The sequence below is a fragment of the Arenibaculum sp. genome (assembly GCF_035998295.1).
Classification (GTDB): domain Bacteria; phylum Pseudomonadota; class Alphaproteobacteria; order Azospirillales; family Azospirillaceae; genus DASYHS01.
Map to the genome: position 1 here is coordinate 1 of NZ_DASYHS010000122.1, position 14,203 is coordinate 14,203.

The window sequence follows — 14,203 nt, forward strand, 5'->3', positions numbered from 1 at the left end:
TCAGGAGTGACGTTCGGCAGGCCCGAACGCCGCCTCGAACTTTTCCAGGCCTTCGGGGGTGAAGGCGAGGACGCGGCCGTCGCGGCCGGCCCAGCCGCGCTCGACGACGCTCGACAGGATCGCGGCGCCCAGCGCGCCGGCGAGGTGGCTGCGCCGCTCGCTCCAGTCCAGGCAGGCGCGGCAGACCGGGCGGCGGCCGCGCTCCAGTGCCGCGACGTCGATCCCGAACTCGCCGAAGAAGCGGCGGCCGGCGTCGGTCAGGACCGGGCCGTCCGCGTCCGCGAGCAGGCCGCGCCGGGTCAGCCGGTCCATCAGCGCCACGCCGCGCTCGCCGGCGAGGTGGTCGTAGCAGATGCGCGCCGCCCGCAGCGCCGCGTCCTTCGGACCGGTGCGCACGCGCACCGCGCCGGTGCGCTGGGCAAGGCCCATCAGCGCCTCCAGCACCTGCGCCACGTCCGGCCCGGACAGGCGGAAATAGCGGTGCCGGCCCTGCTTCTCGGCGGCGACCAGGCTCGCCGCCTCGAGCTTGGAGAGATGGCCGCTCGCGGTCTGGATCGTGACGCCGCCGGCCTGCGCCAGCTCGCTGACGGTCAGCGCCCGCCCATCCATCAGGGCGGACAGCATGTTCGCGCGCGCCGGGTCGCCCAGCAGGGCCGCGACGGGAGCGATGACGGGACCTTCCTTCATGGTTCGATGGTAGCCGAAGCATGGGCGGGCTTCAACCGCCTATCATCCCCGTCACCACCTTGCACAAAGAGGACCGGGCCGATGATCACCTGCTTCATCCGCTACGAGATCGATCCGTTCAAGAAGGCCGCGTTCGAGGAATACGCCCGCAACTGGGGGCAGGCGATCCCGCGCTGCGGCGCCGACCTGATCGGCTATTTCGCCCCGCACGAGGGGTCGAGCACGACCGCCTACGGCGTCTACACCATCCCGAGCCTGGCCGAATACGAGGCCTACCGCGCGCGCCTCGCCCAGGACCCGCTCGGGCGCGCGAACTACGAGTTCGCGATGAAGGAACGCTTCCTGCTGCGGGAGGACCGGATCTTCCTGCGCCTGGCGTCGGCCCCCCATGCCCGGCAGGTACGCCCTTGATCGCCGTCATCTTCGAGCTGTGGGCGCCCGGGGACCGCAAGCAGCACTATTTCGACATCGCCCGGACGCTGGGCGCCGAGCTCACGGGGATGGACGGCTTCGTCTCGGTCGAGCGCTTCCAGAGCGTCGCCGACCCGGACAAGTACCTGTCGCTGTCGTTCTGGCGCGACGAGGAGGCGGTGAAGCGCTGGCGCAACCGGACCTCCCACCGCTCGGCCCAGGCGCGGGGGCGCAGCGGCGTGCTCGACGACTACCGACTGCGCGTCGCCGCCGTGCTGCGCGACTACGGCATGACCGAGCGCGGGGAGGCGCCGCCCGACAGCCGGGCGGCGCACGACGCGCGGTAGTTCCGGTTCGGCGGCAAGAACCGGGACGCGGCGGTACGGGAAGATCCCGATCATCCGGGCCGAGCAGCAAGCTCGGTTCGAAAGAGGATCCAGGAATGACCGTATTGCACGGCAAGACAGCCATCGTGACCGGCGCCAGCTCCGGCATCGGGCGCGCGACCGCGAAGCTGTTCGCCCGGGAAGGGGCGCGCGTGGTCGTGAGCGCGCGGCGCGGCGCCGAGCTCGACGCCCTCGTCGCGGAGATCGAGGCGGAAGGCGGCCAGGCGGTCGCCGTCGCGGGCGACGTCAGGGACGAGAGCCTGGCCAAGGCGCTGGTCGACACGGCGGTCGAGCGCTTCGGCGGGCTCGACATCGCCTTCAACAACGCGGGCGTCGTCGGCGAGATGGCGCCCGTTTCGGAAGTATCGACGGCGGGCTGGCGAGACGTGCTCGACACCAACCTGACCGGCGCCTTCCTCGGCGCCAAGTACCAGGTGCCGGCGATGCTGGCGCGCGGCGGCGGCTCGCTCGTCTTCACGTCCACCTTCGTCGGCTGGACGGTCGGCATGCCCGGCATGGCGGCCTACGCCGCGGCCAAGGCCGGCTTGATCGGCCTGACCAAGGTGCTCGCGGCCGAGCTCGGCCCGAAGGGCGTCCGGGCGAACGCGATCCTGCCCGGCGGCACCGACACGCCGGCCAGCATCACCAACGCGCCCGGAGCCGGCCCCGAGGTCCTGGCCTTCGTCGAGAACCTGCACGCGCTCAAGCGCATCGCGCGGCCCGAGGAGATCGCGCGCTCGGTGCTCCACCTCGCGTCCGACGCGGCGAGCTTCGTGACCGGCACGGCGATGCTGGTCGACGGCGGCGTGTCCGTCACCCGGACCTGAGCGGCGCCCAGGCGAGGGCGGCGGCGACGGCGTCCGCCAGCTGGCCCGGCGTGAAGGGCTTCCTCAGGTAGCCCGCCGGGCCGACCGCCGCGGCCCGCTCGCGGGTCGTGGCGTCGCCCTGCCCGGTCACGAACAGGACGCGGCAGCCGTGCCGCTCCTTCAGGATGCCGGCCGACACGATGCCGTCGACGGCGCCCTTGAGCCGGATGTCCATCAGGACCAGGTCCGGGATCGCCGTCGCCGCCTGGTCCACCGCCTCCTCATGGCTGACCGCCATTCCGATCACCCGATAGCCGAGGTCCTCCAGGATCTCGGCATTGGCGATGGCGACGAGCACCTCGTCCTCGACGATCAGGATACGGGCCAGGATACGGGCGTGTGTCACGGAACTGTTACCGCTGAAAATATACCCACAAGGTACATGTCCGCCCTTATACTGTGGGGATCGGCAAGGAGCCCACCATGACAGCCTTCGTAGATAGTGGCATTCCGGCGGTCGGCCAAGTGCGCTGGGGAACCCATTTCTGCCAGTTCTATGAGACGGCCGCGGACCTCGTCGACACGCTGGTCCCCTACTTCAAGGCCGGGCTCGAAAACAACGAGCAGTGCCTGTGGGTGGCGGCCCGGCCGCTCGGCGCCGAGGAGGCCGGGAACGCGCTGCGCGCGGCGGTGCCCGACCTCGACCGGCGCCAGCGGCGCGGCCAGATCCAGATCGTCGACGCCGGGGAGTGGTATCTCCGGGACGGCAAGAAGGGCGCCGACATCCTGCTCGACGAATGGCTCGCGCTCAAGGACCGGGCGCTGGAGAACGGCTACCTGGGCCTGCGCGCGACGGGGAACACCTATTTCCTCGAGGCGGGGGACTGGGACTCCTTCGCCGAGTACGAGACCAAGGTGAACGCCTGCTTCTGCGACCACCGGGTCATTGCGCTGTGCAGCTACTGCACGCAGCGCTGCAATGCCGGCGGCGTGCTGGACGTGGTCGAGAACCACGAGTTCGCGCTGGCGCGGCGCCGGGGCGCCTGGACGCTGCTGGAAAGCAGCGCGCTGAAGCAGGCGAAGGAGGAGCTGCGGCGCGTCAACGGGGAGCTGGAGACGCGCGTCGCCGAGCGGACCTCGGCGCTGAGCGTCGCCCTGGACGAGACGCGGCGCGCCGCCGCCGAGAAGGACGTGCTGCTGCAGGAGGTCCACCATCGGGTCAAGAACAATCTGCAGATCGTCAACAGCCTGCTGATGCTGAAGGCACGGCGCAGCCGCGACCCCGCCCTGCGCGAGGCGTTCGAGGACACGCTGCGCCGGGTCACGGCGATGAGCCTCGTGCACGAGGCGCTGTACCAGCACGACGACACGAGCGGCATCGAGTTCGCCGTCTATCTGCGCACGCTCGGCGCGGCGCTGACCGACAGCTTCGGCGTGACCGGCCGTATCGCGGTCGAGGTGGGCCCGGCGGAGGGCCGGCTCGACCTGAACACGGCCGTCCCGGTCGGGCTGATCGCGGCGGAGGCGATCGCGAACGCGCTGAAGCACGCCTTCCCCGCCGAGGGGACGGGCCGGATCGAGATCCGGTTCCGTGCGCCGGGCGGCGGCGAGGAGGGCGAGCTGGTGGTGCGCGACGACGGCCGGGGCATCGGCGACGCGGACGCGTCCGGCACCGGCGGGTCGGGGCTGGCGCTGGTCAAGGCCATCGCCCGCCAGGTCGGCGGCGGCGTGTCGATCGAGACGCGCGGCGGGACCGAGTTCCGGTTGTCCTTCGGGGGCTGACGCCCGGGTCTCCCCGCCTGCACCGTTGACCGGCACGCCGAAGACGCCTGCAATGCCGGTCTTGCAAGCGCAACACCGGCACCGGAGCAGGGAGGAACACGTGAGGAAACTGTTCGCAACGGCCGCGGTCGCGGCGGCGCTGGCCCTGTCCGCGCCGCCGCAGGCGGTTCTCGCCGCCACCCCGCCGGACATGCTCGTCGTCGCCCAGAACATCGACGACATCGTCAGCCTGGACCCCGCCCAGGCCTACGAGTTCACCTCGGGCGAGATCGTCACCAACCTCTACGACCGGCTCGTCCAGTACGACGCGGAGGACACGGAGACGCTGGTCGGCGGCGTCGCCGAGGACTGGACCGTGTCGGAGGACGGCCGGACCATCACCTTCACGCTGCGCGACGGCGTCACCTTCCATTCCGGCAACCCGCTGCGGCCCGAGGACGTCGTCTTCTCCTTCTCGCGCGTGGTCGAGCTGAACAAGGCGCCGGCCTTCATCCTGACCCAGCTCGGCTGGACGCCCGAGAACGTCCGGGACATGGTCCGGGTCGCCGGGCCGAACCAGGTGGCCGTCAGCTTCGAGGGCGACTTCTCGCCGGCCTTCGTGCTGAACGTGCTGGCCGCGCGCCCGGGCTCCATCGTCGACGAGAAGACGGTGATGGCGAACGAGCGGGACGGCGATCTCGGCAACGCGTGGCTGAACGCCAACTCGGCCGGCACCGGCCCGTTCCGGCTGCGCGCGTACCGCCCGAACGAACTGCTGACGATGGACGCCAACCCCGACTACTTCAAGGGCGCGCCCGCGATGCGCACGGTCGCGATCCGCCACGTCGCGGAGCCCGCGACCCAGCGCCTGCTGCTGGAGGCGGGCGACGCGGACCTGGCGCGCAACCTGACGCCCGACCAGATCGCCGGGCTCGAGGGACGGGACGGGATCAGGATCGAGACCTATCCCCAGGCGGCGGTCCACTTCCTCAGCTTCAACCAGAAGACCGAGGCGCTGACCCCGCCGGCGGTGTGGGAGGCGGCGCGCCATCTCGTCGACTACGAGGGCATGGCGAACAGCTTCCTGCGCGGCCAGATGCAGGTGCACCAGGCGTTCTGGCCGAAGGGCTTCCCCGGCGCGCTCACCGGGACCCCCTACGCCTACGATCCCGAGAAGGCGCGGCGCATCCTGGCCGAGGCCGGCGTCGAGACGCCGATAAGGGTGACGCTGGACGTGATCGGCAGCCCGCCCTTCACCGACATCGCCCAGGCCCTCCAGGCGAGCTTCGCCGGCGCCGGCATCAACTTCGAGATCGTCCCCGGCACCGGCAGCCAGGTGATCACCAAGTACCGGGCGCGCAATCACGAGGCGATGCTGCTGTACTGGGGCCCGGACTTCATGGACCCCCATTCCAACGCCAAGGCCTTCGCCTACAACGCCGACAATTCCGACGCCAGCTACCAGAGCACGACGACCTGGCGCAACGCCTGGGCGGTGCCGGACGAGATGAACGCGATGACCATGGCGGCGCTGGCCGAGAAGGACGAGGAGAAGCGCCGGGAGACGTATCTGGAGCTCCAGCGCCGGGTGCAGGCGTCGTCGCCCATCGTCGTGATGTTCCAGGCCGTCAGCCAGGGCGCCATGCGGGACGGCGTCGAGGGGTTCGTCAACGGCACCACCTCGGACTTCGTGTTCTACCGGCTGGTCACCAAGGAATGAGCACGGACCCGGCGGGCGGCGCGCCGTCGCTGCCCCGGCCCTTCCCGGATGCGGACGCGATCCGGGGGGACCGCGTCGACCTGGAACGCCTCGACCCCGCGCGCCACGGGCCGGAGCTGTGGCGGGCGATCGGCGATCCGGGGCTGTGGGCGGGCGTGCCGCCCGGCCCGTTCCCGGACGAGGCCGCGTTCGTGGACTGGCTGCGCCTGCGCATCGGCCAGTCCGGCACCGTCCTCCACGCGATCATGGACAAGTCCGGCGGCACGGCGCGCGCCGCCGGGCTGTTCCTGCTCCTCCAGGTCAACGCGGCGATGGGCGTGGCCGAGCTCGGCCTCGTCTACGGCCCGGCGCTGTCGCGCAGGGCCGGCGGCACCGAGGCCTTCCTGCTCCAGGGCCGCTACCTGTTCGAGACGCTGGGCTACCGGCGGCTCGAATGGCGCTGCACGCCGGAGAACAAGGCCTCGATGCGTGCGGCCGCGCGCTACGGCTTCACGCTGGAGGGCGTGCTGCGCCAGACGATGTGGGTCAAGGGCGGCAACTGGGACACGGCCGTCCACGCGATCCTGGACCGCGAATGGCCGGCCGTCGCCGCCCGCCTGGAGGCCTGGCTGGCGCCCGGCAACTTCGCGCCCGACGGCACGCGGATCAGGCCCCTGGCGGATTTCCTCCGCCAGGGGCCCGCCTGACGCGGCGAATGCCGCAAGCCCGCATACTGACGCGGGCGAACGCCGCGAGCCGTCAAGGAGTGTCGTCGGTACGGTCCTTGCGCTCGTTCGCAACTTCGGCATCGGTCCGGCGGACGGTGTCGTGGATCCGTTCGGTCCGATCCGTCTCCTCCTTGCGGACGACGAGTTCCTCGCGGACCCGTGCTTCCTTGTCGACCACGGCCTCCTCGTTGCGCTCGACGAACTCGTGGGTATGTTCCTCGAAGGAGGAAGCCGCCTGCGCGTCCCGCGTATCGCGCTCCACCGGCCGACGCTCGATCACCACCCTTTCCTGGTGGAGCGTCACGTCCTTGTCGACCGGCGTCTCGCGGACAAAGGTGCGGACCCGGACACGGTTCTCCCGCTGCCTCTTGCCGACCTCGACCTGTTCCTCCATGAGCGGGATCCGCTCTTCGGCGGCCTGCTCGGGGCTGTAGTCCGGGCTGGCGTCGTAATTGCTCCAGCCGGCGGCGCGATAGCGTTCGTGGCGCGCGTCGATGTCGGCGGGGTTGTGACGCTCGATGATGTCGTGCGCCTCCTCGGCCTCGCTCGACGGCAGTTCGCCGACCAGCAGCGTGCCGCCGCGGCGCACGCCTTCGGCGTAGACGTTGGCGTCGTGCTGGGGAACGCCCAGCGAGGTCAAGGCCTGGACGCGGCGCGACGGCGTCGCGAATTCCCGGGCCAGGCTCTGGAGACGCGGGTCCTGCGTAACGGCCCGTTCGGATGCGTAGGACGGATCGCTGATCCAGAACCTTTCGCGGTGGTGGCCGGCCGCCATGATCTCGGTCAGGGCGCGGCGTGCCGTCTCTGCGTCGTCGTATAGTGCGACGAGGGTAGTGTCGGCCATGTCATGTTCCTCGGAAAGGGAGGGGAAGTACCCGGCAGCGGGGCACGATCACTGCTGTGGCGGCGGCACCGGGGTCACGGGCTCGACGGTCGTGCCGGTCGGCTCGACCACGACGGCCTCCTGGTCGTTGCCCGAGAAGAGCCACCAGAGCAGGGCGAGGATCACGAGCGCCGCGATCAGCCACGCCCACCAGGGAACGCCGCGCTTGCGCGCCGGGGCATGAGACGTGTTGGCCGGCCCGGTGGTGGTGGTCTTGCGGTCGACGTTGGTGTAGAGGCCAGACTTTTCCGGCTGTTCAGCCATGGATGAAAACTCCCGCTGACGGTTGGATCATGTCGCAACAGGACCTCCATCGGTTGGTTCCTCCCCAGGAAGCTACGGGCCGGAGCCATACAACCGGCGGCCGAAGGCGAACGGACTTCTCGCCGAACGATGTCTCGGAAGAGCACTGTCGGAATGGTGCCGACGGATGGCTGCCCACCGAATATAAAGAGCGTGCGCGTCGGAGCGCCCTCCGCCCACCTTCCAGAGGCCGGTCCCCGGCAGGCGGTGGCCCGGGAAGTACCGGATCATCGCCAATGCCGGGGCGGAGCGCCCTCCCGACTACCGGGAAGAAGGTCGACCGGCCCTCACGGGCCGTTTCCGGGCAGGCGGTGCGCCAGGAAGAAGCGCAGCATCTCGCGCGCGGCGTCCGGCCCGCGCGGGTCCGTGTAGGAGCCGGAGGGGCTGCCGCCCGCCCAGGCGTGCCCGGCCCCGTGGACCGTCCACTGCTCGCACAGCACCCGGCCCGAGGGATCGGCATGGACCGCGCGGCTGTAGGCATGGCCGCCGGGCACCCGGCCGCGCTCGACGGCGGGGTGCCGCCCGGCCGCGGACGCCGTGGCCAGGGCCGCGACGGCGTCGCCGTTGCGGGGATGGACGGTCGTGTCCCGGTCGCCGTGGAAGACGATGGTCGGGACGCCGCGCCGCGCCGGGTCGCCCGCCGCGCCCTGGCGCATGGCGGCGAAGGCCGAGGGCAGGTCGCGCGCAGCCCCGGCCGGCAGGCCGGAATGCACCCCGACGGCGGCGAAGAGGTCGGGATACGCGGCCGCGACCAGGGCTGCGGCGGCACCGCCGGCCGAGAGCCCGGCGACGTAGACGCGGGCGGCGTCCACGGGGTGGTCGCGCATGATCTGGCGGACGATCCCCGCGATCAGCGAGGGCTCGCCCCGGTCGCGCTCCTGGTGGCCGGGCTCGAACCAGTTCCAGCACTTGTTGGCGTTGGCCGAGGAGGGCTGCTCCGGATAGGCCACGAGGCAGCCATGCTCCTCCGCGAGCGCGTTCATGCCCGTGCCGGCGGCGAAGTCGTCGGGCGACTGGGTGCAGCCGTGCAGCATCACCACCAGGGGAAGCGGCCCGCCGGTCCGGCTGGCGGGAACGTAGAGCCGGTAGGCGCGCGTGCCGGCGGCCCCGGAGTGGGAGGCCGTCTCGAACGCGGCGCCGTCGGGCAGCGGCACGGGGGCGGGCTGCGGGGCCTTGGCGCGCCGGCGCAGGCCGCGCAGGGTCTCGCCCAGGCCGGACCGGGGCCGGGCCGGGCCGTCCGGCCGCGGAGCGGGCCGTTCGGGCGGCGCCTCGTCGAGCGTGACGTAGTCGGCATCGATCACGGTGGGGTCGCCCAGCCTGGGATCGGCCGTCTCGGCGCCGGCCGGCGCGGGGGCGGCCCCGCCGCCGAGCAGGCGCTGGATCAGGGCGGTCGCTTCGCTCAGCTTGCCGGCGCCGGTGAGGCGGGTCGCCTCGGCCATCCCGGAGCGGAATCTGTCGGTCATGTCGATGCCTTCATCTGCGGTCGGTGCGGCGGGCGCCGTCACCGGATACGGCCGAAGCCGTTATTGGATACGGTCCGCGAGGGCCGCCTTGACTTCGGTGCTGGCGTGCAGCGCGCCCAGCACCGTCAGCGAGGCGATGGCGGCGCGGGCAAGGTCGGGGGTGACGTCCGGGGCGATGGTGGCGAGGCCGAGGACGCGGATGTCGAGCATCTGCCCGGCCGCCAGCGCCGCCTCCAGATCGGCACGCCCGAAGCGGCGCAGGCCGAGATCCACGCTCTTGCGGGTCACGGCCTTGCTGACCACGTCGGCGTGCCGCTCGATCTGGTTGCGGATGGCGGTCCGGATGAAGTCGGTGCGGTTGGAATAGAACCCTTCCCGGACCAGCAGGTCGACCTGCCCGAGATCGACGAAGCCGAGGTTGATCGTGATCTTCTCACTGTCCGCGGGTCTGTCGGCCATCACCTACCATCCATTCACCATCTAGCTGGATGGTAGGTGGTGTGACATCCGACGGCTGTCAAGCCGCTTCGCCTCATGAACCGCTTGCCTTTCGGGAAAACGCGAAAGAGGATCGACCGGACGGATCGGTCTACTTGGTGCGGGCCTGGTGCCGGCCCGTCGCGCCGTCCGCACCGGGCCGCTCGCGAAAAGGCATCCCTCTCCCATGACCGGCAACGCAGACGAAGCCATCGCAGACGAAGCCGGCGGACGCCCCGTGCCCGACTTCCTCGCCAGCGGCGGCGGGATGGGTGCGCGCATGCGGTCGCACGACTGGTCGCGCACGCCGCTGGGCGCGCCGGAGACCTGGCCGCAGAGCCTGCGCTCGGCCATCAGCATCTGCCTCGGGACGAGCTACCCGATCGCGATCTACTGGGGACCCGAGCTGGCGCTCCTCTACAACGACGCCTGGAGCCCGATCCCCGGCAAGAAGCACCCCTGGGCGCTGGGACGTCCTGGCCGCGAGGTGTGGCCCGAGCTCTGGGACACGATCGGCCCCCTCTACGAGAAGGTCCAGGCGACCGGCGAGGGGATCTGGCAGGAGGACCAGCTCCTGCCGATGCACCGGCACGGCTACACGGAGGAGTGCTACTTCAACTTCACCTTCAGCCCGATCCGCGGCGAGGACGGGAGCGTCGAGGGCATCTTCAACGCCGTCGTCGAGACCACGTTCCGCGTCATCAGCGAGCGGCGGGAGCGCACGCTGCGCGTGCTGGCGGAACGGCTCGCGGCGGCCCGGTCGGAAAGCGACGTGTGGGAGATCCCGGCCCGGACGCTGACCCGGAGTGCCGCGGACGTGCCGTTCTGCCTGCTGTACCGGCTCGACGGGACGGGGCACGCCCGGCTGGCCGGCCATGCCGGCCTGCCGCCGGGCGGGCCGGCCAGCCCGGAGGTGATCGAGGCCGCCGGCACGGCGGGGACGATCGAGGCCGCCGGCGCGGCGGGGGCGTGGCCGCTGGCCCGGGCGCTGGCGACCGGCCGGTCCGAAAAGGTGGACGGCCTGTCCGCGCTGTTCGGCGCGGCGCTGCCGGGCGGGCTGTGGCCGGAACCGGCCGAGAGCGCGCTGGTGGTGCCGGTCGCGGCGACCCGCCCGGGCGACGCCGCGGGCTTCCTGATCGCCGGCATCAGCCCGCGCCGGGCACTCGACGAGGAGTACCGGGCCTTCATCGAGCGCGCGGCCGCCCATGTCGCGACGGCGCTGGGCAATGTCCGCGCCTACCAGGAGGAGCGCCGGCGCGCGGAAGCCCTGGCCGAGATCGACCGCGCCAAGACCACCTTCTTCTCCAATGTCAGCCACGAGTTCCGGACCCCGCTCACCTTGATGCTCGGGCCGCTGGAGGAGGCGCTGGCCGATGCCGGGCGCCTGCTTCCCGAGGAGCTGGAGCGCGTGCGGGTCATCCACCGCAACGGGCTGCGGCTGCTGAAGCTGGTCAACGCGCTGCTGGATTTCTCGCGGATCGAGGCCGGGCGCGCGCAGGCGAGCTTCGAGCCGACGGACCTCGCCGCCCTCACCACCGAACTCGCGAGCACCTTCCGCTCCGCGTGCGAGAAGGCGGGGCTCGCGCTCGTCCTGCGCTGCCCGCCGCTCGCCGGGCCGGTCCATGTCGACCGGGACATGTGGGAGAAGATCGTCCTCAACCTGCTCTCCAACGCGTTCAAGTTCACCTTCGAGGGCGGGATCGCGGTCGAGCTCGGAGCGGACGGGGGCAGAGACGGGGACGGAGGCGGGGACTGGGCCGCGCTGACGGTGCGCGACACCGGCACCGGCGTCCCCGCGCACGAGCTGCCCCGCCTGTTCGAGCGCTTCCACCGGGTCGAGGGCGCGCGCGGGCGCAGCTACGAGGGCAGCGGCATCGGCCTCGCCCTCGTGCAGGAGCTGGTGAAGCTGCACGGCGGCACGATCCGGGTCGAGAGCGAGGAAGGACGGGGCACGGCGTTCCACGTCAGGGTCCCGTTCGGCACTTCCCACCTGCCGCAGGACCGCGTCCGGGAGGACGGCGCGCCAGCCCCGGCCCCCTCTTCCCCGGCCCCCTCTTCCCCGGCCGTGCGCGCGCAGGCCTATGTGGAGGAGGCGCTGCGCTGGCTGCCCGACGCGCGGCCGGCCGGGGAAGAGCGAACCGCGGCGGAGGGGACCGGGCAGGAGACGGGCGGGCGGGCCTTCGTGCTGCTGGCCGACGACAACGCGGACATGCGCGACTACGTGCGCCGGCTGCTGGCCGGGCGCCACGACGTCGAGGCGGTGCCCGACGGGCGGGCGGCGCTCGACGCGATGCGGGCGCGCCGGCCGGACCTGCTGCTCACCGACATCATGATGCCCCGGCTCGACGGGTTCGGGCTGCTGCGCGCGGTGCGCGGGGACCCGCAGCTCGCCGACCTGCCGGTGATCATGCTGTCCGCGCGCGCCGGCGAGGAGGCCGGCATCGAAGGCCGCGCGGCCGGCGCCGACGACTACCTGGTCAAGCCCTTCTCGGCCCGCGAGCTGATCGCGCGCGTCGACACCGGCCTCGCGACCGCGCGCCTGCGCCGGGAGCACATGCAGGCGCTGCACCGGCTCAACGAGGCGCTCGCGGGGCAGGTCGAGGAACGCACGCGCGAGCGGGACCGCATCTGGAGCATCAGCCGGGACCTGTTCGTGGTCTGCGGCCTCGACGGGCGCTACCGGACCACGAACCCGGCCTGGACCCGGCAGCTCGGATACGCCGAGGGCGAGCTGGTCGGGACCCGGTTCGACGCGCTGGTCCATCCCGAGGACCAGGCCGCCGCGCAGGCGGCCTTCGAGCGCCTGGCCGGCGGCGCCGTGGCCGAGGACGTCGACGTCCGCATCCGCGCGGCGGACGGCGCCTGGCGCTGGTACAGCTGGACCGCCGTGCCCGAAGGCGACGTCTTCCATGCCGCCGGCCGGGACGTCACCGCGCGCAAGGAGCTGGAGGAGCAGCTCCGCCAGGCCCAGAAGATGGAAGCGGTCGGCAAGCTCACCGGCGGGGTCGCGCACGACTTCAACAACCTGCTCCAGGTCATCGGCGGCAACCTCCAGCTCCTGCTGAAGGACGTCGCCGGCAACGGGCGCGCCGAGCAGAGGCTGCGCAACGCCCTCAACGGCGTGAACCGCGGCTCGAAGCTGGCCTCCCATCTGCTGGCGTTCGGCCGCCGGCAGCCGCTGGCGCCCGAAGTGGTCAATCCCGGCCGGCTGGTGCGCGGCCTCGACGACATGCTCCACCGCGCGCTGGGCGAAGCCGTCGAGATCGAGACCGTCGTCGCCGACGGGCTGTGGAACACCTTCGTCGACGTCGCCCAGGTCGAGAACGCCCTGCTGAACCTGGCGATCAACGCCCGCGACGCGATGGAGGGCCGCGGCAGGCTGACGATCGAGGTCGCGAACGCCCCGCTCGAGGACGCGCATTCCGCCCGGCTCGCCGAGGTGGAGCCCGGACAATACGTGACGCTGGCGATCACCGATACCGGCTGCGGCATCCCGCCGGAGCTGGTGTCGCGCGTCTTCGAGCCGTTCTTCACGACCAAGGCGGAGGGACAGGGGACCGGGCTCGGGCTGAGCATGGTCTACGGCTTCGTCAAGCAGTCGGGCGGGCATGTCGGGATCCACAGCGAGCCCGGCCGGGGGACGACGGTCAGGATCCACCTGCCGCGCACGCACCGGGACGAGGAGGCCGCAGCGGAGGTGGGGGCCGGAGAGGTCGAGGCCGGGCCGGCGACCGGCGGCAGCGAGACCGTCCTGGTGGTCGAGGACGACCAGGACGTCCGCGCGACTGTGGTCGAGATGCTGTCCGACCTCGGCTACGGCGTCCTGATGGCCAAGGACGCGCAGGGCGCGCTGGCGATCGTGGAGAGCGGCGCGCCGGTGGACCTGCTGTTCACCGACGTCGTGATGCCGGGCCGGCTCCGCAGCCCCGAGCTGGCCCGCAGGGCGCGCGAGCTTCTGCCGGGCATCGCGGTGCTGTTCACCTCGGGATACGCCGAGGACGCGATCGTCCACGACGGACGGGTGGACGACGGCATCGAGCTGCTGAGCAAGCCGTACACGCGCGAGGCGCTGGCGCGCAAGCTGCGCCACGTGCTGCGCAACCAGCGGCAGAGGGACGCCGGCGCGGCGGCGGACCCGCCGAAGCCGGGGCCGGAACCGGGGCCGGAACCGGGGCCGGAGCCGGAGCCGGAGCCGGAGCCGCGCCCGCTGCGCGTGCTGCTGGTGGAGGATGACGGGCTGATCCGCTTCGCGACGGCCGAGATGCTGGAGGGCCTCGGGCATCTCGTCACCGAGGCGGGCGACGCGGCGGAGGCGCTGGCGCTGATCGAGACGCAACCCGTCGACGTGCTGCTGACCGACATCGGCCTGCCCGGCATCTCGGGCAAGGAGCTGGCGGCCCGGGCCTGCCGGCGGGTGCCGGGGCTGCGGGTCGTGTACGCCTCGGGATACGAGCTGCCCGAGACGGCCGGCGACGGCGACCCGGCCGGGCGCGCGGTCCTGCTGCGCAAGCCCTATGGCGAGAAGGCGCTGGCCGACGCCCTGGCGGCCGCTATGGCATGACGCCCTGGCGGCCGCTATGGCGTGACGCCGGACCGCCC

13 protein-coding genes are annotated in these 14,203 nt (G+C 72.2%); 7 read left to right on the forward strand and 6 right to left on the reverse strand.

Annotation, left to right across the window (positions count from 1 at the left end; translation table 11 throughout):
* Positions 1 to 687 carry an ArsR/SmtB family transcription factor gene (locus VGO20_RS12435; protein WP_327502666.1) on the reverse strand — a complete coding sequence of 229 codons (687 nt, stop codon included), beginning with the start codon at positions 685 to 687 and terminating at the stop codon, positions 1 to 3.
* An 81-nt stretch (positions 688 to 768) separates the two neighbouring features.
* Between VGO20_RS12435 and VGO20_RS12440 the strand changes: the two genes are divergently transcribed.
* From VGO20_RS12440 to VGO20_RS12450, 3 genes are all read left to right on the forward strand, one after another.
* Positions 769 to 1,098, forward strand: a complete 330-nt coding sequence (locus VGO20_RS12440; protein ID WP_327502667.1) for an NIPSNAP family protein — start codon at positions 769 to 771, stop codon at positions 1,096 to 1,098.
* Positions 1,095 to 1,445, forward strand: a complete 351-nt coding sequence (locus VGO20_RS12445; RefSeq protein ID WP_327502668.1) for an antibiotic biosynthesis monooxygenase family protein — start codon at positions 1,095 to 1,097, stop codon at positions 1,443 to 1,445. Before VGO20_RS12440 ends, VGO20_RS12445 begins: the two co-directional genes overlap by 4 nt.
* 95 nt (positions 1,446 to 1,540) lie before the next feature.
* Positions 1,541 to 2,311, forward strand: coding sequence for an SDR family oxidoreductase (locus VGO20_RS12450; protein ID WP_327502669.1), 771 nt, complete (start codon positions 1,541 to 1,543; stop codon positions 2,309 to 2,311).
* Here VGO20_RS12450 and VGO20_RS12455 read toward each other — a convergent pair.
* Positions 2,298 to 2,696, reverse strand: a complete 399-nt coding sequence (locus VGO20_RS12455; protein WP_327502670.1) for a response regulator — start codon at positions 2,694 to 2,696, stop codon at positions 2,298 to 2,300. The two genes, VGO20_RS12450 and VGO20_RS12455, sit on opposite strands and share 14 nt — an antisense overlap.
* Before the next feature lie 77 nt (positions 2,697 to 2,773).
* Between VGO20_RS12455 and VGO20_RS12460 the strand changes: the two genes are divergently transcribed.
* The 3 genes from VGO20_RS12460 to VGO20_RS12470 all read left to right on the forward strand — a co-directional run bounded on the left by VGO20_RS12460 (position 2,774) and on the right by VGO20_RS12470 (position 6,457).
* The gene (locus tag VGO20_RS12460) at positions 2,774 to 4,072 is read left to right on the forward strand and encodes a sensor histidine kinase (protein WP_327502671.1); all 1,299 of its coding nucleotides are present in this window, start codon (positions 2,774 to 2,776) and stop codon (positions 4,070 to 4,072) included.
* Between the two features lie 100 nt (positions 4,073 to 4,172).
* Entirely contained in the window at positions 4,173 to 5,771 is a 1,599-nt protein-coding gene (locus VGO20_RS12465; protein ID WP_327502672.1) for an ABC transporter substrate-binding protein, read from the forward strand.
* Positions 5,768 to 6,457: a GNAT family N-acetyltransferase gene (locus tag VGO20_RS12470; protein WP_327502673.1), complete on the forward strand. Its 690-nt coding sequence runs from the start codon at positions 5,768 to 5,770 to the stop codon at positions 6,455 to 6,457. Before VGO20_RS12465 ends, VGO20_RS12470 begins: the two co-directional genes overlap by 4 nt.
* 52 nt (positions 6,458 to 6,509) lie before the next feature.
* On the opposite strand, the gene VGO20_RS12475 is transcribed toward VGO20_RS12470, so the two are convergent.
* The 4 genes from VGO20_RS12475 to VGO20_RS12490 all read right to left on the reverse strand — a co-directional run bounded on the left by VGO20_RS12475 (position 6,510) and on the right by VGO20_RS12490 (position 9,586).
* Positions 6,510 to 7,322 (reverse strand): YsnF/AvaK domain-containing protein, encoded by an 813-nt coding sequence (locus VGO20_RS12475; protein ID WP_327502674.1) that lies wholly within the window; start codon positions 7,320 to 7,322, stop codon positions 6,510 to 6,512.
* A 48-nt stretch (positions 7,323 to 7,370) separates the two neighbouring features.
* Positions 7,371 to 7,625 (reverse strand): hypothetical protein, encoded by a 255-nt coding sequence (locus VGO20_RS12480; RefSeq protein WP_327502675.1) that lies wholly within the window; start codon positions 7,623 to 7,625, stop codon positions 7,371 to 7,373.
* 326 nt (positions 7,626 to 7,951) lie between these two features.
* A complete protein-coding gene (locus tag VGO20_RS12485) occupies positions 7,952 to 9,127 on the reverse strand; it encodes an extracellular catalytic domain type 1 short-chain-length polyhydroxyalkanoate depolymerase (protein ID WP_327502676.1) in 1,176 nt (391 codons plus the stop codon).
* Between the two features lie 60 nt (positions 9,128 to 9,187).
* Positions 9,188 to 9,586, reverse strand: a complete 399-nt coding sequence (locus tag VGO20_RS12490) for a CopG family transcriptional regulator (RefSeq protein WP_327502677.1) — start codon at positions 9,584 to 9,586, stop codon at positions 9,188 to 9,190.
* A gap of 205 nt (positions 9,587 to 9,791) precedes the next feature.
* Between VGO20_RS12490 and VGO20_RS12495 the strand changes: the two genes are divergently transcribed.
* Positions 9,792 to 14,165, forward strand: coding sequence for a response regulator (locus tag VGO20_RS12495; RefSeq protein WP_327502678.1), 4,374 nt, complete (start codon positions 9,792 to 9,794; stop codon positions 14,163 to 14,165).
* Positions 14,166 to 14,203: the final 38 nt, after the last annotated feature.

What these genes read in the sequence shown, in the direction of transcription:
- VGO20_RS12435 (WP_327502666.1), bottom strand. Translation starts at nt 687, where the DNA reads ATGAAGGAAGGTCCCGTCATCGCTCCCGTCGCGGCCCTGCTGGGCGAC.
- VGO20_RS12440 (WP_327502667.1), top strand. Translation starts at nt 769, where the DNA reads ATGATCACCTGCTTCATCCGCTACGAGATCGATCCGTTCAAGAAGGCC.
- VGO20_RS12450 (WP_327502669.1), top strand. Translation starts at nt 1,541, where the DNA reads ATGACCGTATTGCACGGCAAGACAGCCATCGTGACCGGCGCCAGCTCC.
- VGO20_RS12460 (WP_327502671.1), top strand. Translation starts at nt 2,774, where the DNA reads ATGACAGCCTTCGTAGATAGTGGCATTCCGGCGGTCGGCCAAGTGCGC.
- VGO20_RS12470 (WP_327502673.1), top strand. Translation starts at nt 5,768, where the DNA reads ATGAGCACGGACCCGGCGGGCGGCGCGCCGTCGCTGCCCCGGCCCTTC.
- VGO20_RS12475 (WP_327502674.1), bottom strand. Translation starts at nt 7,322, where the DNA reads ATGGCCGACACTACCCTCGTCGCACTATACGACGACGCAGAGACGGCA.
- VGO20_RS12480 (WP_327502675.1), bottom strand. Translation starts at nt 7,625, where the DNA reads ATGGCTGAACAGCCGGAAAAGTCTGGCCTCTACACCAACGTCGACCGC.
- VGO20_RS12485 (WP_327502676.1), bottom strand. Translation starts at nt 9,127, where the DNA reads ATGACCGACAGATTCCGCTCCGGGATGGCCGAGGCGACCCGCCTCACC.
- VGO20_RS12490 (WP_327502677.1), bottom strand. Translation starts at nt 9,586, where the DNA reads ATGGCCGACAGACCCGCGGACAGTGAGAAGATCACGATCAACCTCGGC.
- VGO20_RS12495 (WP_327502678.1), top strand. Translation starts at nt 9,792, where the DNA reads ATGACCGGCAACGCAGACGAAGCCATCGCAGACGAAGCCGGCGGACGC.